The 20,725-nt window shown below is 68.1% G+C and carries 22 protein-coding genes and 2 pseudogenes; 13 read left to right on the top strand and 11 right to left on the bottom strand.

What is annotated here, in order from left to right; all coding sequences use genetic code 11:
• Positions 1-48: 48 nt before the first annotated feature.
• Genes vanX through ACIREE_RS40485 form a run of 4 tightly spaced genes read right to left on the bottom strand, consistent with a single transcriptional unit; the run spans position 49 to position 3,000 of the window.
• A complete protein-coding gene (vanX, locus tag ACIREE_RS40500) occupies positions 49-672 on the bottom strand; it encodes a D-Ala-D-Ala dipeptidase VanX (RefSeq protein WP_404164279.1) in 624 nt (207 codons plus the stop codon).
• Positions 665-1,732 carry a D-alanine--(R)-lactate ligase gene (gene vanA, locus ACIREE_RS40495; RefSeq protein ID WP_404164278.1) on the bottom strand — a complete coding sequence of 356 codons (1,068 nt, stop codon included), beginning with the start codon at positions 1,730-1,732 and terminating at the stop codon, positions 665-667. The genes vanX and vanA overlap by 8 nt, the downstream gene beginning before the upstream one ends.
• The gene (locus ACIREE_RS40490; protein ID WP_404164276.1) at positions 1,725-2,714 is read right to left on the bottom strand and encodes a D-isomer specific 2-hydroxyacid dehydrogenase family protein; all 990 of its coding nucleotides are present in this window, start codon (positions 2,712-2,714) and stop codon (positions 1,725-1,727) included. The genes vanA and ACIREE_RS40490 overlap by 8 nt, the downstream gene beginning before the upstream one ends.
• A 4-nt stretch (positions 2,715-2,718) precedes the next feature.
• The gene (locus ACIREE_RS40485; protein WP_404164274.1) at positions 2,719-3,000 is read right to left on the bottom strand and encodes a hypothetical protein; all 282 of its coding nucleotides are present in this window, start codon (positions 2,998-3,000) and stop codon (positions 2,719-2,721) included.
• A 448-nt stretch (positions 3,001-3,448) separates the two neighbouring features.
• On the opposite strand from ACIREE_RS40485, the gene ACIREE_RS40480 reads away from it, so the two are divergent.
• Positions 3,449-3,892 carry a glutamate ligase domain-containing protein gene (locus ACIREE_RS40480; protein WP_404164272.1) on the top strand — a complete coding sequence of 148 codons (444 nt, stop codon included), beginning with the start codon at positions 3,449-3,451 and terminating at the stop codon, positions 3,890-3,892.
• A gap of 34 nt (positions 3,893-3,926) precedes the next feature.
• Here the strand turns inward: ACIREE_RS40480 and ACIREE_RS40475 are convergent, their stop codons facing one another.
• Both ACIREE_RS40475 and ACIREE_RS40470 read right to left on the bottom strand, forming a co-directional pair.
• Positions 3,927-4,376, bottom strand: coding sequence for a GNAT family N-acetyltransferase (locus ACIREE_RS40475; RefSeq protein ID WP_404164270.1), 450 nt, complete (start codon positions 4,374-4,376; stop codon positions 3,927-3,929).
• 2 nt (positions 4,377-4,378) lie between these two features.
• Positions 4,379-5,539, bottom strand: coding sequence for a lipid II:glycine glycyltransferase FemX (locus ACIREE_RS40470; RefSeq protein ID WP_404164268.1), 1,161 nt, complete (start codon positions 5,537-5,539; stop codon positions 4,379-4,381).
• 87 nt (positions 5,540-5,626) lie between these two features.
• Here ACIREE_RS40470 and ACIREE_RS40465 point away from each other — a divergent pair, with 87 nt between their 5' ends.
• From ACIREE_RS40465 to ACIREE_RS40440, 6 genes and pseudogenes are all read left to right on the top strand, one after another.
• On the top strand, positions 5,627-6,322 hold the full coding sequence (locus ACIREE_RS40465) for a response regulator transcription factor (RefSeq protein ID WP_404164267.1): 696 nt from the start codon (positions 5,627-5,629) through the stop codon (positions 6,320-6,322).
• Positions 6,300-7,400: a sensor histidine kinase gene (locus ACIREE_RS40460; RefSeq protein WP_404164265.1), complete on the top strand. Its 1,101-nt coding sequence runs from the start codon at positions 6,300-6,302 to the stop codon at positions 7,398-7,400. The genes ACIREE_RS40465 and ACIREE_RS40460 overlap by 23 nt, the downstream gene beginning before the upstream one ends.
• Positions 7,401-7,456: 56 nt before the next feature.
• Positions 7,457-7,914: pseudogene (locus tag ACIREE_RS40455) on the top strand (ISL3 family transposase); the annotation flags it as partial.
• 129 nt (positions 7,915-8,043) lie between these two features.
• Positions 8,044-8,919 carry an acyl-CoA dehydrogenase family protein gene (locus ACIREE_RS40450; RefSeq protein ID WP_404164263.1) on the top strand — a complete coding sequence of 292 codons (876 nt, stop codon included), beginning with the start codon at positions 8,044-8,046 and terminating at the stop codon, positions 8,917-8,919.
• Positions 8,912-9,112 (top strand): annotated as a pseudogene (locus ACIREE_RS40445) (CoA transferase); the annotation flags it as partial. The gene ACIREE_RS40450 and the pseudogene ACIREE_RS40445, both read left to right, overlap by 8 nt.
• Before the next feature lie 82 nt (positions 9,113-9,194).
• Entirely contained in the window at positions 9,195-10,088 is an 894-nt protein-coding gene (locus ACIREE_RS40440) for a CoA transferase (protein ID WP_404164306.1), read from the top strand.
• 276 nt (positions 10,089-10,364) lie between these two features.
• Here the strand turns inward: ACIREE_RS40440 and ACIREE_RS40435 are convergent, their stop codons facing one another.
• The 3 genes from ACIREE_RS40435 to ACIREE_RS40425 form a co-directional block, all read right to left on the bottom strand.
• Complete coding sequence (locus ACIREE_RS40435) at positions 10,365-11,306, bottom strand: hypothetical protein (RefSeq protein ID WP_404164304.1); 942 nt, start codon at positions 11,304-11,306, stop codon at positions 10,365-10,367.
• Between the two features lie 115 nt (positions 11,307-11,421).
• Positions 11,422-11,787, bottom strand: coding sequence for a transposase family protein (locus ACIREE_RS40430; RefSeq protein WP_404164302.1), 366 nt, complete (start codon positions 11,785-11,787; stop codon positions 11,422-11,424).
• Between the two features lie 538 nt (positions 11,788-12,325).
• Positions 12,326-12,925 carry a TetR/AcrR family transcriptional regulator gene (locus ACIREE_RS40425; RefSeq protein WP_404164262.1) on the bottom strand — a complete coding sequence of 200 codons (600 nt, stop codon included), beginning with the start codon at positions 12,923-12,925 and terminating at the stop codon, positions 12,326-12,328.
• A 117-nt stretch (positions 12,926-13,042) separates the two neighbouring features.
• Here ACIREE_RS40425 and ACIREE_RS40420 point away from each other — a divergent pair, with 117 nt between their 5' ends.
• The 6 genes from ACIREE_RS40420 to ACIREE_RS40395 all read left to right on the top strand — a co-directional run bounded on the left by ACIREE_RS40420 (position 13,043) and on the right by ACIREE_RS40395 (position 17,492).
• Positions 13,043-13,795, top strand: coding sequence for an SDR family NAD(P)-dependent oxidoreductase (locus tag ACIREE_RS40420; RefSeq protein WP_404164260.1), 753 nt, complete (start codon positions 13,043-13,045; stop codon positions 13,793-13,795).
• Positions 13,796-13,808: 13 nt separating this feature from the next.
• Entirely contained in the window at positions 13,809-14,558 is a 750-nt protein-coding gene (locus ACIREE_RS40415) for an SDR family oxidoreductase (protein WP_404164258.1), read from the top strand.
• A 19-nt stretch (positions 14,559-14,577) separates the two neighbouring features.
• On the top strand, positions 14,578-14,736 hold the full coding sequence (locus ACIREE_RS40410; protein ID WP_404164256.1) for a hypothetical protein: 159 nt from the start codon (positions 14,578-14,580) through the stop codon (positions 14,734-14,736).
• Between the two features lie 378 nt (positions 14,737-15,114).
• The gene (locus tag ACIREE_RS40405; RefSeq protein WP_404164300.1) at positions 15,115-15,924 is read left to right on the top strand and encodes an ABC transporter ATP-binding protein; all 810 of its coding nucleotides are present in this window, start codon (positions 15,115-15,117) and stop codon (positions 15,922-15,924) included.
• The gene (locus tag ACIREE_RS40400) at positions 15,921-16,682 is read left to right on the top strand and encodes an ABC transporter permease (RefSeq protein WP_404164254.1); all 762 of its coding nucleotides are present in this window, start codon (positions 15,921-15,923) and stop codon (positions 16,680-16,682) included. The genes ACIREE_RS40405 and ACIREE_RS40400 overlap by 4 nt, the downstream gene beginning before the upstream one ends.
• 15 nt (positions 16,683-16,697) lie before the next feature.
• Positions 16,698-17,492: a MerR family transcriptional regulator gene (locus ACIREE_RS40395; protein WP_404164252.1), complete on the top strand. Its 795-nt coding sequence runs from the start codon at positions 16,698-16,700 to the stop codon at positions 17,490-17,492.
• Positions 17,493-17,699: 207 nt separating this feature from the next.
• Here the strand turns inward: ACIREE_RS40395 and ACIREE_RS40390 are convergent, their stop codons facing one another.
• A complete protein-coding gene (locus ACIREE_RS40390; protein ID WP_404164251.1) occupies positions 17,700-18,767 on the bottom strand; it encodes a hypothetical protein in 1,068 nt (355 codons plus the stop codon).
• Complete coding sequence (locus tag ACIREE_RS40385; RefSeq protein WP_404164249.1) at positions 18,767-20,392, bottom strand: M48 family metallopeptidase; 1,626 nt, start codon at positions 20,390-20,392, stop codon at positions 18,767-18,769. Before ACIREE_RS40385 ends, ACIREE_RS40390 begins: the two co-directional genes overlap by 1 nt.
• Between the last annotated feature and the right edge of the window lie 333 nt (positions 20,393-20,725).

Here is a 20,725-nt window from a genome sequence, read left to right as displayed (position 1 = left end):
GGTGTCGGGGGCCGCGGCTCCGGTCGTACCGCCGGAGCCGCGCTGTATTCATCCCAGACTCACCTGGGTGATGGGAAAGTCGAAGTAGGTGTCCGGGTAGGGCTCGTCCGTGAGCGTGTAATGCCACCATTCGCAGGCGTAGGAGCTGAATCCGCTGGTCTCCATGATGGTGCGAAGACGTCTGCGGCTGTCCATCGCGAACTGCGGGATTCCTTCCGCTCCGTGGTGCGAGACCGCGTCCATCAGGTCGTGGTCACCGCCCATGTCGGCGACGTCGCCGCTTTCCAGGTGATACAGCGTCAGGTCGACGGTACTGCCGCGGCTGTGGCCCGACTTGGCCGCCACATATCCGCTCTCGAACATCTCGGGCCGGTCGATATGGGGGTAGTGGCGCTGCTTGGTGCGGCCGTCCTCCGGCTGCTTGGACCAGCGCAGGAAAGAGTTCACGGCGCGTTGCGGGCGGTATCCGTCCCAGAGCAGCAGACCGAATCCGTGCGAGGCCGCCTCTTCTCGCGCGCTCTGTAATGCCGCGCACAGTGCCCTGGTGCCGACGATCCGATTGGCAAGGTATCCGGCGACCGGTTTCCCGGTGAAGTTGTCCCAGGTGGCATACTTGGCGTCCCAGCGGACCCCGGGCATGAACTCGTCTATGAAGACGAAGTCGTTACGCATCAGCCTGCTCCATCGAAGGCAGCGGCCGGGCGAGTGCCCCGGTCACCAGACGGTCGATCACCTCGGACAGTGGAACCCCGGCGGCGGCCATCATCCTCGGATAGCGGCTGTAAGAGGTCATTCCGGGGAACGTGTTGACCTCGTTGAGGACGACCTGTCCGTCGTCCTTGAGGAACAGGTCCACGCGGGCGAGTCCGCTGCAGCCCAGGGCGCGGTAGACGGCCTTCGCCACGTCCTGGACGCGGTCCCTGGATTCAGCCGGGATGTCTGCGGGGACGATCGGCGTCGAATTGTCGGAGCCGGTCTCGGGTGCGTCCTCCTGGTGGATCCGGAAGAACCCATGGGACAGGGCGATGCGGTCAACTTCCCCCGTGGTCAGATCCGTTCCGGCGCCCAGAACGGCGCATCCCACCTCGCTGCCGACGACCGCCTCCTCGACCAGGACTTTCGTGTCGTACCGCCGGGCGACGTCCAGCGCGGCCGGCAGTTCTTCCGCATGCGCCACCTTGCTGACTCCGAAAGACGATCCCGAGCGGGCCGGCTTCACGAAGACGGGATAGGTGAGCCGGCCGGCGTCGATGTCCTCGCCCGCTGCGACCGTCCTGAAATTCGGCGTGGCGATTCCGGCGCCGGCGGCGACAACGTAAGCGAGGGACTTGTCCATGCCCAACGCGGAACTCTGCACGTCGCAGCCCACGTACGGGATCCCGGACAGCTCGAGCAGGCCCTGGATCGCACCGTCCTCCCCGAGCTTGCCGTGCAGCACGGGCATAACGACATCCAGGCCGACCGTCTCGTACTTCCCCTCATCGAGGACGAGCAGTCCGCGCACATCGCGGTCCGGGGACAGCACGGCGGACCGGTAAGCGCCACTCTCCCAGTCCGTGGCGGGGCCCTCGCAAAGTTTCCAGGCGCCGTCGCGTGTGATCCCGATGAAGTACGGCTCATACGTGTCCGGGTCAAGGTTTCGCGCGATCTCCCGAGCAGACTTGATGGAAATGAGGTGTTCCTCCGAGCAGCCTCCGAAGAGGATTCCGACCCGCAGCTTGGCCTTAGACATGCTGATTCCTTCTTTCGAATTCCAGGCAGTTGGTGATCGAGTTCTCGACCGTGTCGCGCAGGGCGTGATCCGTGTAGTAGGCGGTGTGCGGACTGACGAGCACATTCGGCAGCTCCTGCAGCCGCAACAGCCCCTTACTTTCTATGGATTTGTCCCGGCAGTCGGCGTAGAAGATGCCTTCCTCGCCTTCGACGACATCCAGTGCCGCGCCACTCAGCCTGCCGCTTTCCAATGCCTTCACCAGTGCATCGGTGTCGATGAGCGCACCACGTGCGGTGTTGACGATCAGCGCACCGTTCTTCAGCTGTCCCAGGCGCTCCCGATTCAGCAGATGGTGCGTCTGCGCGGTGAGCGGCGCATGCAGCGTGACCAGGTCGCTCCGCCGCAGCAATTCATCGAGCGGAATGAGCTCGACAGCAGGACCGGGACGGTCCACGGGACGGATGTCATGGGCCAGGATGCGGCAGCCGAAACCCCGCAGCCGGTCCATGACTGCCGCCCCGATACGGCCTGTCCCGATCACTCCGACCGTCAGATCGCGCAGTTCCTTACCGCGCGCATCGCTCAGCCGGTAATCGTGCATGTCGGTGCGCCGGACGATGGCTTTCGCGTCCCGTACCGCCATCAACATGAGCATCAGCGTGTAGTCGGCCACGCTGTCCGGCGAGTAGGAGACGTTTTCGACGAAGATGCCGATGCTCTCCGCGTATTGCACATCGATGTGGTTGTACCCGATGCTCCGCGTGGAGATATAGCCCACGCCGGCTCTGCCGAGCGCACGCAGAGTGGCGTGGGTGATGGGCGTCTTGTGGCCGACGCTGACGCACCGACTGCCGGCGGCCAGTTCGGTATTGGCTTCGGACACTGGAGCGTCGGTGATGGCCGGCTGCACACCGAGGCCCGGCGCCAGTTCGCGGAACAGGACGGCTTCGTCCGGGCCACACCCGTAGATGGTGATGCGGTTCGTATTTCTGTGGGTCATGCCTTTAGTCAAGGCGGCGGGCTGTTGTCGGAACGTATGTGGTTTTCGATATGCCCGCGATACGTCCCGCTGCTTTGACTCGAGGCATGACCGACACAACACCCGGCATGACGTCCAGGGGACGGGCATGATTCCGCTCGGCCTCGGCGAGATCGCCGAAATCGTCGGCGGGACGGTTGAGGGTGACGGCGCGGTGACCGCGAACGCGCCGGCCGTGCTCGACAGGCGGCAGGCAGAGCCGGGCGGCCTGTTCGTCGCCGTCGTCGGCGAGCACGTCGACGGCCACGACTATGCGCGCCCACGCCGACGCGGTCGCCGTACTCGGCTCGCGGTCAACGCCGCTGCCCACCCTCGTATCGAGGTCTCTAGGCCGCGCCGGCATGCGCTCGCCGCCCACGTCGTAGCCTGGCTTCGCGACAGGCTGACCGTCGTCGGGCTGACCGGTTCGCAGGGCAAGACCAGCATCAAGGACCTGCTGGCGGCGGTGCTTTCACCCAACTCGCCGGCGATAGCCACCATCGGCTCCTCAACAACGAGCTCGGCGTGCCATTCACCGTGCGGCGCGCCGATGTCGCCTCCCGATTCCTGGTCCTTGAAATGGGAGCCCGCCGCGTCGGCGACATCGCCGAGCTCGCTGGCCTGGTCGCCCGACATCGCCGTTGTACTCAATGTCGGACAGGCCCCCTCGGCGACTTCGGCTCACTCGCAGCCATCGAGACGGGCAGGGCGAGCTGATGCAGGGGCTGGCGCCCGGTGGCACCGCCGTCCTCTACCTCGCTGTCGACATGGCGTGTGGAGCTGCACACTCTCGCAGGCGGCGCGCCCCTGCTCAGCGACCCCGCAACGCCAGCCCCGACTCGGCACGCGCCGCCCTGGACGCGCTGGCGGCAATCGAGGGCGGCCCCCGTATCGCTGTCCTCGGCGAGATGCCCGAGCTCGGCGAGGAGGGCGGGGCCGAGCACCGCGTCGTCGGGGAGTACGCCGCCTCCCGGGCCGAAGTGATGGTCGCGGTCGACGAGGGCGCCCGGCTGATGGCCGACGGGGCGGGAGAGCGGGCGGTGGCCGACAACGACGCGGCCGTCGACCGGCTGCGTGTCCGTCACGCCGCCGGCGATGCGGTGCTCGTCAAGGCCTCCCGCGGGGTGCGCCTCGACGAGGTCGCCGCCGCGCTCGCGTAGTTCGGCGGGGTGGGAGCGACACTCGACGACGTGGTCAGGATCCGCCTGTTGGCACATCGCGTAGGAACCGGGACGCCTTCCCCGCTTGGTCGATGTATCCGCAGCGCTGGTAGAACTCATGCGCATCTTGGCGACGATCCCCACTGGTGACCTCCATGCGGACGCACCCGCTGGTGGCGGCGAAGGATTCCGCGGCCGCTACAAGTTGAGAGCCGACGCCGCGGCCGCGTGCTCGACCCAGAACCACCAGGGCTACGATCCGGCCCCAGGAGCCGTCGCGCTCGAAGAACGGGCAGACGTGGACGGCGATGACTCCGAGGAGGTCGCCGTCGGCCTCAGCCACATAGGCCGCGCTGGACGGATCCCCGGCCCAGGTCTGGATGCGGTCCGCCGTCGCTGCCCGGCCGTCTTGTGGATAACCCAGTTGGTCCAGCAGCTCGTTGACGGCTGAGGCGTCGGCGCGGTGTGCCGGTCGGATCCTCATGCTCATCGCGCCCGGCGCCTCATGTAGAGGTCGAAGGCCCGGTAGATCATCGGCCGTAGCGGCAGGTCCCACTCGCCGATGTACCGCACCGCCCGACCGCCGGTGCCGACCTTGAACTGGACCAGCCCGACATGCGGGTCGTCCGCATCGAGCGTGGGGGTGATGCCGCGCAGGTCATAGACGTCGCAGCCGGCCGCGAGCGAGTCGCGGATCATGGCCCACTGGCAGGCGTTGGAGCCGCGCGCCTCGCGCTTCTCGGTGGCGGAGGCGCCATAGGAGTACCACGCGTGGACACCGACACGGATCAGGACAGCAGCGGCCACCACATCGCCCTGGTGGCGGGCCAGATAGAGCCTGATCCGCTCGGAATCCTCGGCCAGCATCTCCGCGAACATGGTCTCGAAGTAGCGCAGCGGCCGGGGCGTGAAGCGGTCGCGCTCGGCGGTGTGGACGTAAAGGTCGTGGAATGCCTTCAGGTCCTCGCCGAACGTCACCTCGCCGACTGTGACCTCGACCCCCGCCTTGGCCGCCTTTTTGATGTTGCGGCGCCACTGCTGGTTCATGCCCCTGAGTACGTCATCCTCGGTCCTGCCCTTCAGCGGAATCTCGTACTTGAACTGCGGGTGCCCGACCCCGAAGCCGTCCTCGGGACTCTGCGGAAGCCAGCCGGCGTCGCTGAGCCGAGCGGCCACCTGGGCGCCGGCCGGGCCGCCCCCCTGTCCTGGCACGTCGGTCAGCCGACGGATGTCCGGGTCGGCGATACCCCCCTTGACCTGGGCGGAGCTCCAAGTGTCGGTTACCACGGGCGGGCCGAGCCGGATCGCAAACGCCCCGTGCTCCTTGAGATACGCCGCCAGCGGGTCGAGCCACGCATCGATCCCACCGCTCCAGTCGATGACCGGGCCCTCGGCCAGATACGCCAGCGTGAGGCGGTCGAGCCGCGGCACTGGTCGGTGCAGGACTAGTCCCGCACCGACCAGGCGCCGGCCGTCGAACCAGCCGAGGGACTCGCTGCGCCACTCGGTCTTGACACGGCCCCACGCCGGGGTCTGCAGAAAGCTGACCGACCGCTGGGCCCGCACGAACGCCATATGCTCGGCGGCGCTGATCGGCCTGACGACCGGTTTCCCGGCTGCTGCTCGTGCTGGTTCGCTGTAGGACATGCCCCCAGGCAAGGCGGCGGAGTGTTGCCAGCACGTATGCGGTTTTCGATACGCCGACGATATGTGCCGACCCATAGCCTTGAAAGCATGCGTGTCTTGATCGTCGAGGACGAGCCCTATATGGCAGAAGCCATCCGCGATGGCCTGCGCCTGGAAGCGATCGCGGCCGACATCGCCGGTGACGGCGATACCGCTCTGGAACTATTGGATATCAACACCTACGACATCGCCGTCCTCGACCGCGACATTCCCGGACCTTCAGGCGACGAGATCGCCCGTCGCATCGTGGCCTCCGGCAGCGGCATGCCCGTCCTCATGCTCACCGCCGCCGACCGGCTCGACGACAAGGCATCCGGGTTCGAACTCGGCGCCGACGACTACCTCACGAAGCCTTTCGAACTCCTGGAGCTCGTGCTCAGGATCAGGGCCCTCGACCGCAGGCGTGCCCACAACCGGCCGCCGGTGCGAGAGATCGCGGGCCTGCGCCTCGATCCGTTCCGCCGAGAGGTCCACCGCGACGACCGCTACATTGCGCTCACCCGCAAACAGTTCGCGGTCCTCGAAGTCCTCGTCACCGCAGAAGGCGGTGTCGTCAGCGCCGAAGAGCTCCTGGAGCGCGCATGGGACGAGAACGCCGACCCGTTCACCAACGCCGTACGCATCACCGTCTCCGCCCTGCGCAAACGCCTCGGCGAACCCTGGCTCATCACCACCGTGCCAGGCGTCGGCTACCGCATCGACCCAGCACCCGTCACCGGGCATGGCGACGGTGACCGTGGATAGGCGGCCCGGCCTGAGCGTCCGCCTCAAACTCACCCTCAGCTACGCCGGATTCCTCATGCTCACGGGGGGCTTGCTGCTCGTCGCCGTGGGAGTGTTCCTCCTGCGATCGGGATGGCTGAAGACCAACGAATCGGGGGCGGTGCGAGAAAATCCAGGCACCCTCTTCCTGCGCGCTTTCGCTCCAACGGCAGCCGTAGCAGTGGTGTTCCTCCTGGTATTCGGCCTCCTGGGAGGATGGATCCTCGCCGGACGCATGCTCGCCCCCCTGGACCGAATCACCCACGCCACCCGCACGGCAGCGGCCGGATCACTGTCCCACCGGATCCGTCTTCCGGGCCGTAAGGACGAGTTCCGTGAACTCGCCGACGCCTTCGACGTGATGCTCGCCCAGCTCGAAGCACACGTCGCGGAACAGCAGAGATTCGTCGCCAACGCCTCGCACGAGCTGCGTACCCCGCTGGCGATCTCGAAGACACTCATCGACGTCGCCCGCGCCGATCCGAACCACGACACCGGCGAACTCGTCGACCGCCTCCACACCATCAACACCCGGGCCATTGACCTCACCGAGGCGCTGCTCCTGCTCAGCCGCGCCAACCAGCGGTCCTTCACCCGAGAACACATCGACCTGTCACTCGTCGCAGAGGAAGCAGCCGAAACGCTCCACCCGCTCGCGGAAAAGCACGGTGTCACCCTTGAGACCAGCGGCGACATCGCCCCCACGAGCGGTTCACCCGCGCTCCTGCTGCAGCTCACCACGAACCTCGTCCACAACGCGATCATCCACAACCTGCCGCAACAGGGCACCGTCTGGGTCCACATCGGCGTCTGCCCCAAGACCGTGGTACTCGCCGTGGAGAACACCGGGGAGCAGCTCACCCCCCAGCTGGTCGCGACCCTCACCGAACCCTTCCAGCGCGGCACCGAGCGCATCCACACCGACCAGGCAGGCGTCGGCCTGGGCCTGGCCATCGTGAAGACCATCACCGAGGCACACGACGGGACCCTGACGCTTACCCCACGTCCTGCCGGCGGGCTCCGCATCACCGTGGAGTTGCCCGCGGCATCAGGACGGTGAGCCCCGAGCCACCAGCCGGGGCCGCCCGACTTTCGGTGGTGACGGAGAGTTGTAAGCTGCGCCAACGCCGGGTCGAGGACCCCGGCGTCCCCGTCAAGCACCTCTTCGAAGAGCTCAAAGCCCTCGGCTTAGCGGGCTGCCTGAACCGCCTGCACCAGTACATCAACCAGGGCCGCGCGGACTCCGACCGCAGCCACATCTCACCGCCAGCTGCCCCGAGATGACACAACTAGCGTCCGGTGTTTGGGACTTCGCCCCGCTCCTTACCCCGCACGCCATCAACGCCGACGCGCTCACGGACGGGATCGCCCAAGTCCGAGCAGCCGACCTTCCCCATCTGCATGCCTTCCCCCGGGGTCAGGGTCGGGACGTCGACGCCGTCATCGCAGGGCTCACACTTCCGTACAGCAACGGCCCCACCGAGGGCGTCAACACCAACACCAAACGGATCGCACGCCCAATGCACGGACGAGCAGGCTTCACCCTGCTGCGCCACCGCATCCTCCTCGGATAGCAGCACTCTCCGTCACCACCGAAAGTGAGACAGGGCCGTTAAGTTGTCACACCCACAATTGGACCGTCATGCTGCCATGGCCGCGCCCCACAGCTGGCGCCGCACGCAGCCCAGAGGCACGGTGGACGGGTGAGAAGGACAGTGCGTGCCGCGGGTGCGGCGTCCGTGGACACGGTCTGGCAGCGGTATGTGCACACAGCCGCCTGGCCGTCCTGGGCTCCGCAGATCCGCACCGTACAGGCGGAGCCAATGCTGCGGGCAGGACGCACCGTCGCCGTCCGCGACGAAAACGGCGGATACCGGCTCACCGGGCACAAGGTCTTCTCCTCCGCCGGGCCGTTCGCCGACTTCGCCATCGTGGTCGCGCGGATGGCCGATGCGGGTGAACGCGAGGACGACAAGCCGCAGTTCTCCGCCTTCCTCGTCGACCTGGACAGCCCAGGCTGCCGCGTCGAGGACGGGGCGACGCCCATGTCAGGGGAGCACATCGAGAGCGACATCGTCCTCGACGACTGCCTCGTGCCCGCCGCCAACCTCCTCGGCGAGGAGGGCAAAGGCATGCGCATCGCGCTCGGCCGCGTCACCACGAACCGGCTGCTGCACTGCCCCACCGTTCTCGGCGCCACCCGCCGCGCCCTCGCCCTCACCGTGGACCGCACCAGGACCCGCAAGGTCGCGGGCGGGCAGCCGCTGCTGATGCTCCAGGCCATCCAGCACAAGGTCGCCGACATGGCCACCGAGCTGTACGCCGCGCGCTCGATGACGTACGCCGCCCTGGACGCGGGGCGCGACGTGCCCACCGAGGCATTCATGTGCAAGCTCTACGTCGCGGAGTCGTCCTTCCGCATCCTCGACGACGCCGTACAGATCCACGGCAAGGAGGGGCTCACGCAAGGCAATGAGATCGAGTTCCTGTTCCGCAAGATCCGCATGTTCCGCGTCCTGACCGGCACATCGGAGATCCAGCGCAACGGCATCGCCAAGCTGCTCGCCTTCAATGCCTGACCTGCATCAACAGAATGAGCGACACGGGAGTACCCGCATGACAACACCCCCCGCCTGGTCCGCCCTCACCGGCAAGCGCATCCTCGACCTCTCCCGGCTGCCGCCCGGCCCGTACGCCACCTCCCTGCTCGCCGACCTCGGCGCCGACGTCATCGAGATCGAGGACCCGGCCGGCGGTGACCCGCCCCGCTTCGCGCCGTCCCTTTTCGACGCGCTGAACCCAACAAGCGCTCCGTCACCCTCAACCTGCGCACCGACGCTGGACGAAACGCGTTCTGCGGCTCACTGCCACGGCCGACGCCGTCGTCGAGAGCTTCAGGCCCGGAGTTCTGAACCGCCTCGGCGTCGGCTTCGATGTCCTGCACGCGGCCAACCCCCGGCTCGTCCTGTGCTCCCTCACCGGCTACGGGCAGACGGGCCCGTACGCCGCCAAGCCCGGCCACGAGCTCAACTTCCTCGGCCTGTCCGGGTTTTTCGCGGTACCCGGCCGCGTCGACGGCAGCATCACGCGCCCCGGCGTGCGTGTCGGCGACATGGCAGGAGCCATGCACGCGGCACTCGCACTGACCGCCGCGGTCGCAGCAGACGGCGACGGTGACCGCGAAGGGCAGCACATCGACGTCTCACTCAGCGAGTCCATCACCGCCTGGTGCTCCCTGTTCGCCCTCCCCCTGCGAGGACTCGACGACCCGCTGACGGCCGGCCTCGTCCAGGGCGACAACGACCTCTTCACCACCGCCGACGGGCGCCTGCTCTCCCTGGCCACGTTCGAGGACAAGTTCTGGATCCGGCTACGAACCGAACTCGCCGCAGAATTCCCGGAGTTCACCGAGCTGGCCGACGACGCCTACGACCGCAGAGGCGACCGTACAGCCGCGAAACGGAAGGTGAACGCCCTGCTCAACAGGGTTTTCGCGGCCCGCGATCACCACTGGTGGCACAAGCGCCTCACCGACATGGATGCCCCCTGGGCCCCGGTCCACGCGCGCCCCGACGACCTCCTCACCGACCCGCACGCCATCGCCCGGGACCTCTTCCCGTGCGAAGGCGACGACCCCACCACGCCCCAGGCACGTTTCCCGGTCACCTTCGGCGCAGGACTGCACACCTTCCGCCGTCCCGCACCCGACCTCGGCGAACACAACCAGGAGCTCACTCAACACCCCTGACCAGCAGCAGAACGCGGATCGTCCATGCAGAGGGGCAAGCCCTCAGCTGACCCCCACCCCACCCCACCCGGCCTGGCCCAGTGAGCCTCCACCAACTTCACGTCGCAGGTCAGAGATCTGACGTGCTGGTCTTACGGGGTGCTCGTGCTGATCGCGGCGGCAGTTTGCGGAGAAGATCGTCTGCCGCGCCGTGCCAGAACCAGCGTTCTGTGACGCTCGCTCGGTGTTCAGTTACGGCTGACGCCGACAGCCTTTCCGCACGGAGGTCATGACGCTTCAGCCATGTGGGTGTCTGACGGCCATCGTGTGGAACACCTTCTTCGGTTCCCAGCGGGCCTCGTCGAGCATCCGGACGACGCCGTACGAGCCAAGGTCGTGCTGCCCGAGCCTGCTGAAGCCGGCGAAGGTGAACCAGAGCGCGGTGTCCACGCCTTCCTCTTCGAAGACGTCCAGCAACTCGGTGAAGTAGCGTGCCTGTTCGTCCTCGTCCGGCACCGCGTCGTGCGGAACTTGCCAGGCCATGCCGCCGCGTTCGCCCGCCCCCTGATAGGCGCAGGTTCCGTACTCGGTTACCGCGACGGGCTTTCCGTGGGCGAGGTGGCCGCGCAGCTCGTCCCGGAAGCTGTCGGCATTGTAGGCGGCACGGTAGGCATCGATACCGACGAAGTCGAACGGCTGCCAGTCGACGAACTCCCAGGGCGCCGAGGCGTAGGCGACCCGCCCGCCGAAGCGCGTACGGACGACCGCGGCGGCTGCGGAGAGGAAGTCGTTGAGGCGTTCTTGCACCGGGCCGAGGGAGGACCACCACTCCAGGTCGGCACCGGCCATGGCCTGCAGGCGGTCGCCATAAGTATCACCCGGGATAAACCCTCCGCAGAACGCGCTGATCTCACAGCCGGCGACGAACACCACGTCGGCGCCGGCCTCCCGCACGGCTTCAGCGCGGCGGGCGCAGTCGGCGAGGAACGGAAGCAACTGATCGTGGGGGACGTCCACGGGAAAGGGAGCGAACCAGACTTCGAGGCCCATGTCCGCGGCGTGCCGGGCAGCGATGCTCAGCCGTTCGGGCTCTCGCCCGGAGATACGAACGGCGTCACAGTGAAGCTCCCTGGAGATCACTGCCATGTCGTGGCGGACTGTCTCAGGAGCGAAGCTCTTACGGGAGAGTTGTTCCCCAGGAAGGAATCCCGTGTCGTAATTGATGCCGCGTGCGCGCACCCTTACCCCTTTCGCTTGACCTGTGCCGTGTTCCGGCAAGTCAATGCCGTGCCCGGGTCCTTGGCCAGAGGGCGAACGCATCAGACGAACGTCGCGCACTGCATGCGGCGTTGTCTCAGCGGCTGACCTCAAGGTTCGTCAGGACGAGCAAGGCGCGCAGGATGTGGGTGGCGCGTGCGGGATCGGCGCGGAGCTTGGTCAGCACGCACCAATTCTTCAGGTGAGCGAAGCCGTGCTCGACCGGGGCCCGTCCGGCGGCCCGCACGTGGTTCGCCTCCTCCTGTCCAGGGGTGAGCTTGCGGTAACGGGTGACCTTGAAGCCGGTGACGACGACCAGGCCGTTGGGGGCGTCGGGTTTGTCCACGCCGAGGAAGCCCAGGTCGGCGAGCGCGCCAAGGCCGGCCGCTTTCAGGTGCTCGACGAGATGGTCATGCCGGGTGGCGGTGACGTCGTGGAAGCGGCCGGGCCGCGCAGCGGAGATCCAGATCAGCCGTCCCGTCTCGTCCGTCAGGTCAGGTCAGGACAGGTCAGGACGAGGAAGTGCGGGCCGTAGTGGTGGTGCTTGCCGGAGAAGTTCTTCTGGTTGTCCCTCCCGGTTCGGCACTGAGTGGGTCTCGCAGTGATGTGGGATCCGACATCACTGCGACTGCGACACTCGTCCTGGCCCCGCTGTGATCCGAGGTCCAGCAGGGCATCGGCCACCCAGGCGGCGTCCAGACCCGGCAGGTCGCCGGCCGCCCAGGCGCCCACGATCCAATCCGGGTGTTCAGGCCGCGCGCCTGGCAGTGGGCGGGAGACCGGCGCAGGATGCGGTGGCTGGCGCGGCTGTACATCAGACGCTTGAACAGCCTGATCTTTGTGTGGGCACGTGGGTGCGGCCGTTGTGCCACGGCAGGGCGAGGGCGGCGGCATCGACGGCGGTGCGGTCGCGCTCCGGGCCGTTGTGAAGGAGTACAGGAAGGGAGGGGGTCAGCAGCACGCGTCCGGCTGATGCGGGCGTAGGTGCATAGAGGTACTGGTCACGCCCGCAGCCCGTCCACCGCCGTGTCGATCGCAGCCAGCGCCGCGCTCTGATCGAGACCTGCCCTTGAAACGAGCGACAGGCCCTGGACGATGTAGAGCAGGAGTTGTGCCTGGGCCTGGGGTGAGGAGTTGGTCGTGACCTCGCCGGCTGTCTGGGCGCGGCGGAGCGCGTCGGTGACGATCTCGGTGAACCGGCGGTACGAGCGGGTCACGACCTGCGTGGCCTCACTGTCCTGGGGGACGAGTTCGGCGGTGGTGTTGCCGACCAGGCAGCCCTGCGGCACGCCCACGTCGGAGACCAGTTCGTCCAGCCGTGCCGGGTGGGTCAGGATCTCGCGTAGGGCCGGCAGAAGCGGGGCGGTGTCGAGCGCGGTGGTCAGGTGCCGCTCGTACACCTCCCAGTAGAGCCTGACGGCGTCCAGGTAGAAGCGGCGCTTGTCACCGAACGCTCCGTAGAGGCTGCCGCGCTCGACGTTCAGCGCGTCGACCAGGTCCTGGACCGACGTCGCCCCGTACCCACGGGACCAGAACAGTTCGAGTGCGCGCGTCAGCGTCTGTTCCTTGTCGAACTCGCGAGGGCGTCCGGTTCGTGTCACGCGGCCAAGACTACGACTTCTTGACTTGACGTTCAAGAAGTCGTAGCTTCTCGCGCATCACTTCTTGAACGGATGCACAGAAGTCGTCGGCCACCGGCCGACGTGGGAGGCGGAACGATGGAATTCGCTGGGAAGACGGCACTTGTCACCGGGTCCGGCGCGATCGGCGGCCTGGGACACGCGACGGCCAAAGCGCTGGCCGCGGGCGGGGCCGACCTGATCCTCACCGGCAACGACGCCGAGCGCGGTGCCCAGGTGGTGGCGGACATACACGCGGGCGCTGACGGCTCCTTGGCCGGAACGGTGCGGTTCGTCGTCGCCGACCTGTCCGACCCGGAGGCTGTGCGGCAACTGGCCGACGATGCCGGAAGCGTCGACATCCTGATCAACAACGCGAGTGTGATGACGTTCGCCCCGACCCCCGAGCAGGACCTCACGGGCTACGACGCCGCCTTCGCCGTCAACGTGCGCGCACCGTTCCTGCTCACCGCGCTGTTCGCGCAGAAGATGGCCGCGGCCGGCGGCGGCAGCATCGTCAACATCAGCTCCACCGCGGCCGGCCTCGGTATGCCGGGCATGGCCGTTTACGGCGCCACCAAGGCAGCGCTCGAATCGCTGACCCGCACCTGGGCGGCGGAGTTCGCCGATTCGAAGGTACGGGTCAACGCCGTGGCCCCCGGGCCGATGCGCACGGCCAAGGTGGTCGCGGTGATGGGCCCGGACCTGGGCGGCATGGGGCTGACCACCGCGCTCAAGCGCACCTCGGACCCAGCCGAAGTGGCGCAGGTGGTCGCCTTCCTCGCCAGTGACCGCGCCAGCTACATGACCGGAGCGATCGTGGCCGCCGACGGCGGCCGGACCGCGATCTGAGGAGAACAGAACAGTGAATCGTCTTGCAGGAAAGCACGCACTCATCACCGGAGGAACGAGCGGCATCGGCCTCGAAACGGCCCGCCAGTTCCTCGCCGAAGGCGCGAGCGTCGCCATCACCGGCCGCTCCCAAGAAAGGCTGGACGAGGCAGCCCGGCAACTGGAAGGCCCGGTGCTGACCATCGTCAGCGACGCCGGTGACGTACCCGGCCAGGCGGAACTCGCGGCACGGCTGCGGGCGCAGTGGCCCAAGCTCGACATCCTGATGAGCAACGCCGCCGACGTCACCCACCTCCCGCTCGACGCATGGACCGAGGAGGCGTTCGACAGGCTCGTCGCGACCAATCTCAAGTCGCCGTTCTTCCTGATCAGGGATCTGCTGCCGCTCTTCTCGCAGCAGGCGTCGGTCATCCTCGTCGGTTCGGTCTCCGCGTACATAGGACATGAGAACGCGACGGTCTACGGCGCGGCCAAAGCGGGGCTGCTCTCCTACACGCGCGGCCTGACCTACGAGCTGAAGGACCGGGGCATCCGCGTCAACGGACTGAGCCCGGGCCCGACCGTCACCAACACGTTCGCCCCCCTCGGCCCCGAACGCCAGGCCGCCCTCTATGAGGAGCTCCGGCAGACCGTACCCCTGCACCGCCTGGGAACCGCCACGGAGCTGGCGAAGGCGGCCGTGTACCTCGCCTCGGACGAGTCCGCTTACACCGCAGGCACGGTGTTGCGGGTGGATGGGGGGATCGGGGAGCTGGCGTATTAGGCAGCCTGACACCTTGCTCGTGTCGGCGCAGACCGTGTCCGTGTCCGCCGAAGATCGTGCCCTTGTCGAGGTCGGGCACGCCGGCCCGAATCTGCCGATGCCGGTCGGCATCCGTGCCGCCTTCGATGCAGCGGAGCGGACGTTGGCACTGCTCGAACCGGCGGTGGAGACAGGGTAGTTGTACGTAAACAGCCCTGTTCGGGAGGGCCTCGAACGAGGTACGGGCGACGTCGGCGACGTCCGTCGCGGGCACGGCCTGCGAGGGCGGGCCGAGGCGTTCGAGCACGTCCAGGAGGGCCCTTCGTCTCGTAAAGGTAAGAGCGGCCGCAGCAGCCCAGGTGGGAGTGCGTCATCGACAGCTCTGCATGCGGTGGGTTCGCGGCCGAACGAGCTCGGGGCGAGCGGCCTGTCATCGCTGGGGGGTGTGCGGGCGGCCGGCGATCTGGATGCCGTGGTCGGGACGGGCTTGACCTTGACGCTGGGTCAACCCTTCATCCTTCCGGGAGGAGCTTCCACGCAGCCGCCTGGAACCGCTTCGCGAAGGAGGCAGATGACCATGACGGCGCAATCGATCGCCGAACCGGCGATTCGCGTGCAAGGTCTCAAGAAGTCGTACGGGAGGCTCGAAGTGCTGCGCGGTGTCGACTTCGACGTGGCCCCGGGCAGCATCTTCGCCCTGCTCGGTTCCAACGGGGCGGGCAAGACCACGACCGTGCGGATCCTCGCCACGCTCCTGAAGGCCGACGCCGGGGCGGTGAGCGTCAATGGCTTCGACGTCGGCACGCAACCGGCGAACGTGCGGGAGTCCATCAGTCTCACCGGGCAGTTCGCGGCCGTCGACGAGATCCTCAGCGGTCGGGAGAACCTCGCCCTCGTCGCCAGGCTGCGCCACATCAAGGACCCTGGCGCGATCGCGGATGGTCTGCTGAGGCGATTCTCGCTGAGCGAGGCGGGCGAACGGAGAGTGTCCACGTATTCGGGTGGGATGCGCCGTCGGCTGGACATCGCGATGAGCCTCATCGGGAATTCGCCGGTGATCTTCCTGGACGAGCCGACGGCCGGTCTTGATCCCGAGGCGCGCATCGAGGTGTGGGATGCGGTCAAGGAGCTTGCCGGCTCCGGGACGACGGTGCTGCTCACCACGCAGTATCTGGATGAGGCCGAGCAGTTGGCCGACCGGATCGGAATCCTTCACCAGGGCCGGATCATCGTGAACGGCACCCTCGCCGAGCTCAAGCAGCTTTTCCCGGCCGCCACGGTCGAGTACGTCGAGAAGCAGCCGACTCTCGAGGAGATCTTCCTCGCAGTCATCGGCGGCGGCGACAAGAGCGACGCCACTGGCACAGCAACTGGGGGACAAGGATGACCGCGTACTTCTTCAGCGACACTGCCGCGCTCACGGGGCGGACCCTGCGCCATGTCACACGCAGCATGGACACCATCATCACGACGGCCATCACGCCGGTTGCCATGATGTTGATGTTCGTCTACGTGTTCGGCGGCGCCATTGATACCGGGTCGGTTCCGTATGTGAACTACATGCTTCCCGGCATTCTGCTCATGACCATCGCATCGGGCATCTCCTACACCGCGTACCGGCTGTTCACCGATGTGCAGAGCGGGATCTTCGAGCGATTCCAGTCCATGCCGATCGCTCGGTCGGGTGTGCTGTGGGCCCACGTCGTCACCTCTTTGGTCGCCAACCTGATCGCGCTCGTGCTCGTCGTGGGCGTCGCTGTACTCATGGGCTTCCGCTCAGGGGCAGGAGTGGCGGCATGGCTCGCGGTCGCCGGCATCCTGCTGTTGTTCACCCTGGCGCTGACCTGGCTCGCTGTGATCCCCGGGCTCTCTGCCTCGTCGGTCGAGGGAGCGGGGGCGTTCGCCTACCCGCTCATCTTCCTGCCGTTCGTCAGTTCGGCGTTCGTACCCACCACGACGATGCCCGGCCCGGTGCGCTGGTTCGCCGAGCATCAGCCGGTGACATCGATCGTCAACACGATCCGCGGCCTGTTCGCCGGGCGACCGGTCGGCGACGACATCTGGGCCGCCCTCGCGTGGTGCGTCGGTATCCTCATCGTCGCGTACCTCTTCGCGATGGCCGTCTATCGCCGCAAGATCGCCTGAGGCAGTCTGGGAACCATGCTCACCATCAGCCGGCTTGCGGCGTACGCCGGAGTGACGGTGCGGGCGGTACGCCACTACCACCAGATCGGCCTGCTGCCGGAGCCTGAACGCAACCGGTCCGGTTACCGGGCCTACGACGCTGTTGCGGTCGTGCGCCTGATCCGTATCCGCACCCTGTCAGATGCCGGCGTGCCGCTGGGCCGGGTTCAGGAACTCCTCGACGCCCACCCGGAGGAGTTCGCCGGCAGCGTCCAGGAGATGGACAAGGATCTGCGCGCCCAGATCCGGCGGCTGCAGGACACCCGCAGGCGACTCGCCCAGCTCGCTGCCGGAGAGCAACTGGCGCTCCCGGCAAGCGTCGTGGGATACCTCGACCGGCTGCGCGGTCTTGGCGTCGAGGAAAAGTACATCGAGAAGGAGCGGGACGCCTGGATCATGATCGCCGCCCAGGTGCCGCATTCGATCGACTCGGTGATCGCCAAGAAGCACGCGGAGCTGGACGACCCCGACACGGTGAAGCTCTACGGCCTTCTCAACGGGGCTCTCGACTGGTCGGCCGATGACCCGCGGTTCGTCGAGGTCGCCGACGCCATGGAGCGTCTGATGATTCGCGCTGTGGAGGCCGGCGAGGTGGGCGGCGACGACGGCATCGACGACCAGTTCGTCGACCTGCTGGACTCAACCATGGCCGAGTCCTCGCCGGGCGCCGCGCGGCTGTTGGCGATCCTGGAGGAGCGAGGCTGGAGAGGCTGGACCCGCATCGAGCGAGTGCCTGCCGACAGACTCACCACTGAACTGCCGCCATCCTGAAGGCAGATCAGCGTCCTGATGAGTACCCGCGCCGACATCCGCGACCCGGGTACCCGCGAACCGCCGGAAGTTGGGGCTCCTGCCGCTGTCACCCTACGCAGCCCAGGAGCGTGATCGGAGTCCCCTGCCGCGCGAAGGTAACAACGCGCCGCCCGGGCGCAACCGGCTCCGCCGGGAGATGGGCCTGGCTACGGAGCCCCGATCACGTCATCGTACGGAGGGGCTTCGGTGCGCGACCTGCGCCGCGCAGTAGTTCCGCACCCGCGCGTACCGCTCCGCCGGATCCCCGTAGTACGACCACGGTGTCGTGCCCGCGTACCCGTCCACCGCACGGAACTGCTCCAGTGCCTCTTCGTACCGGTTCTGCGAGTACAGGAAGTGGCCGAGCATGTGGCGGGCCGGCGGGATGCGCCGGTCGTGCGGGTCCTTCGCGTGCGCCGCCGCCACATCCTCGAGCGCCGTGTCCGTCGCCGCGACGATGTGCGGCTGCTGGTAGTACGTGCCGGGGTTCAGCGTCTCGTCCGTGATCTCGTACTCGAAGTACGCGTCCAGGACGATCGTGGACAGGAGCTGTCCGGGAGCGCCCTTCGCCGCGGCCACCCTGCCGAACTCCTCCGCCGCCTCGTGCGAGCCCCGCCACTTCGCGCACCAGTACTGGAGCGCCGAGCGGTGCGCGCCCACGTGGTACGGGTCCCGCTGCTCCACCTCGGCCCAGATCGCCTCGAACGCCTCGTGGTCGTAGCCGAGCCCCATCGCCAGCGGCAGCTCCGCGATGAACGGGCACGGGTCGTCGCCCGCCAGCGCCTGTGCCGTGGCGAACGCCTCGCGGGCCTGTTCGAGGGTCCGGTGGAATCCGGCGAACTGCTCCCGGGTCGTGGCACCCGCGAGGCCGCCGCCGCGGACCGCCCACGCCAGGTCGACCAGCGACCGGGCGTTCACGAGCGCCGCCGCGGGATCGTCGCGCCGCGCGGTGCGCCAGGCGAGCAGCCAGCCGTCGTCCTCGACGGCCTCCGCGGCGAGGGCGCCTGAGCGGCGGTTCCGCTCGGCCCAGTCGCGGCCCGCCTCCTCCAGATACGCGGCCCCCGCCTGCCAGTTCCCTGCCCGTACCGCCAACTTGACCTGCTCGAGCCGCGGGTCGGGGGCCATCGCCGCGTCGCCGTCGATCTCTTCGGTCGGCACCAGCCCGAACTGCCGCGCTGCCGCCGCGAGTTGCTTGTCGCTGAAGGATCCGACGCGGTTCGGGTTCGTGCCACGCCGGTTATGGAAGAGGCCCATCAGATCGACTCCCGCTCTTTCGTGTCTTTCGTGCTGCCCGCCAAGCCGGCCGGGTTCAGCAACTGCCGTAGACCGGTGGTGTCCGGCACATCCGCGACCGCATCGTCCAGGGCCCGGGTCAGCTGCTCGGCGGAGGCGTCGTGCAGCCGCAGCAGCGCCGGATCCGACCAGGAGACCTCGAAGTGCGCGCCGCCGCGGGCTATCAGCTCGGCGACGGTCAGGTCGCGGAGCAGACTGTGCAGCCGGGGGCGGACGAACTCCCGGGCCGCCCGGCCCTTCGCGGCCGCCGCCTGCGCGGACTTGGGCAGTCGGTCCGCGACCTGCCACAGCGCACCGGCGTCGATCGCCGCGAGCACCGAGTCGAACGAGCCGTCCGCGCCGGTCACTTCGCGGACCGCCCGCCGCAGCGGCTGCGCGGCCCCGTCGGCGTACGTCGTCATCGACTCGTGCACGAGCTGCGCCCAGTCCGCGGCACGCCGCATCGCGAGCGCCTCCGGCGTGAGCGACGCCTGTTCGAGGGCGGCGAACGCGGCGGCCGGGTCTGCCAGCAGGCCGAGCGCGGGCCCGGCCGTGCCCGCCGCGCGGCCGTCGTCGGGGAGCTGCTCGATGCGGGCCACCCGGTCGGCGATCGGCGGGTGCGTGTCGTACGCGGAACGCTCCTCGCGCGGCAACGCGCGGCGCAGTTCGTCCAGTTCGGCCGAGCGCGCCTCCAGAAGGTGGTGCAGGCCGCCGTAGACCTCGCCCTGCGGCGGCAGCAGGCCCGCGTTCGCGCCGAGGCTCGCGTACGACTGCATGTAGAAGCCGAACGCGGTGTCCAGGGCCGGGACTTCGCGCAGTGCGGACGCTGTCGCTGCGCGGCCCGCGATGTGCGCGGCGGCCAGGTCGGCGGCGTACTCCTGACGGCGCATCGTGCCCCGCATGGACCGCACGTAGAACATGCCGTACCAGAGGAAGGGCTTGGCGGCGAGGCGGTAACTCAGGCCCGCGGAGCCGGTGTTGATCTGCCGTGCCGACTTGCCCTTGGCGATGCGACGCGCCTCTTTCTGCTCCGCCTTCACCCGCTCGTCGTCCACCTTGGCCGCCGAGCGCCGCATCAGCGCCGAGACGGTGCGGGAGATCTGCTCGAAGCCGCGCCGGTTGATCGCGCCGAGCCGGGTGTCGGCGTTGGAGTAGTGGCCGAACTCATGGGCCAGTACGGAGATGAGCTGCGCCTCGTCGAGACCGCTCAGCAGCGGCATGCCGACCAGCAGCACCCGCCGCCCGGTGAACAGACCGAGCAGCCGCGACTTCTCGTAGACGGCGGCGTTCACGGCGGGCACCAGATAGATCTCGTCCGGCGCGCGGGTGCCCGTCTGCTCGGCGAGCCGGCGCACGGCGGCCCACAGCCGCGGCTCCTGGCGCTCGTCGACCCGCAGCCCGTCGGCCGGCGGCTCGAACCGCGGGCTACGCACCGCGAACATGCCCTGCACGATGGGCACCCCGACGACCAGGCTGAGGAAGACGATCTTCAGCGCGGCGATGCCGTGGCCGCCGTCCACGACCAGCCACCAGTCGACCGCGCCCAGGGCGCCGAGCAGCACAAGGCCGACCAGATAGAAGCCGAGCAGCAGCACGAGAGCGCGCACAGCGCGCAGAGTAGAGCCCATCGGACGGTTCCCCCCACGGGAAAAGAGCCTGCCTCACGAGGCGAGCCGCGAGCGGGCACGCCTCAGGAAGGCACGGGACAGCAAAATAGATGTGGGGGGAACGGGAGTATGGCACAGAGTCAGTGCCGGAGTGAGTCCGGGCCATGATCAAGCCCCATCAGCGTGACAACACTCGTGATTCATACAGCCGGAGCACGTCGCTGGGGCGCTCCCTTGTCCTAGTGTCCCGCGCCGGAGATCCGTTGGCAGAAGCGGGCGAGTGAGTCGAGGATTTCTTCGGCTGTTTTGGTCCAGGTGAACGGGGTCGGTTTC

The organism is Streptomyces sp. NPDC102467, assembly GCF_044765445.1.
GTDB lineage: Bacteria > Actinomycetota > Actinomycetes > Streptomycetales > Streptomycetaceae > Streptomyces.
Note: the sequence above shows the minus strand (reverse complement) of the source record. Positions and strands in the feature narration are given on the sequence as shown.

Bases quoted from the DNA above. Each gene is read 5' to 3' on its own strand.
- ACIREE_RS40390 (WP_404164251.1), bottom strand. From the start codon at position 18,767: ATGGGCCTCTTCCATAACCGGCGTGGCACGAACCCGAACCGCGTCGGA.
- ACIREE_RS40470 (WP_404164268.1), bottom strand. From the start codon at position 5,539: ATGTCCTACAGCGAACCAGCACGAGCAGCAGCCGGGAAACCGGTCGTC.
- ACIREE_RS40420 (WP_404164260.1), top strand. From the start codon at position 13,043: ATGGAATTCGCTGGGAAGACGGCACTTGTCACCGGGTCCGGCGCGATC.
- ACIREE_RS40460 (WP_404164265.1), top strand. From the start codon at position 6,300: ATGGCGACGGTGACCGTGGATAGGCGGCCCGGCCTGAGCGTCCGCCTC.
- ACIREE_RS40465 (WP_404164267.1), top strand. From the start codon at position 5,627: ATGCGTGTCTTGATCGTCGAGGACGAGCCCTATATGGCAGAAGCCATC.
- ACIREE_RS40400 (WP_404164254.1), top strand. From the start codon at position 15,921: ATGACCGCGTACTTCTTCAGCGACACTGCCGCGCTCACGGGGCGGACC.
- vanX (WP_404164279.1), bottom strand. From the start codon at position 672: ATGCGTAACGACTTCGTCTTCATAGACGAGTTCATGCCCGGGGTCCGC.
- vanA (WP_404164278.1), bottom strand. From the start codon at position 1,732: ATGTCTAAGGCCAAGCTGCGGGTCGGAATCCTCTTCGGAGGCTGCTCG.
- ACIREE_RS40490 (WP_404164276.1), bottom strand. From the start codon at position 2,714: ATGACCCACAGAAATACGAACCGCATCACCATCTACGGGTGTGGCCCG.
- ACIREE_RS40395 (WP_404164252.1), top strand. From the start codon at position 16,698: ATGCTCACCATCAGCCGGCTTGCGGCGTACGCCGGAGTGACGGTGCGG.
- ACIREE_RS40405 (WP_404164300.1), top strand. From the start codon at position 15,115: ATGACGGCGCAATCGATCGCCGAACCGGCGATTCGCGTGCAAGGTCTC.
- ACIREE_RS40480 (WP_404164272.1), top strand. From the start codon at position 3,449: ATGCAGGGGCTGGCGCCCGGTGGCACCGCCGTCCTCTACCTCGCTGTC.
- ACIREE_RS40475 (WP_404164270.1), bottom strand. From the start codon at position 4,376: ATGAGGATCCGACCGGCACACCGCGCCGACGCCTCAGCCGTCAACGAG.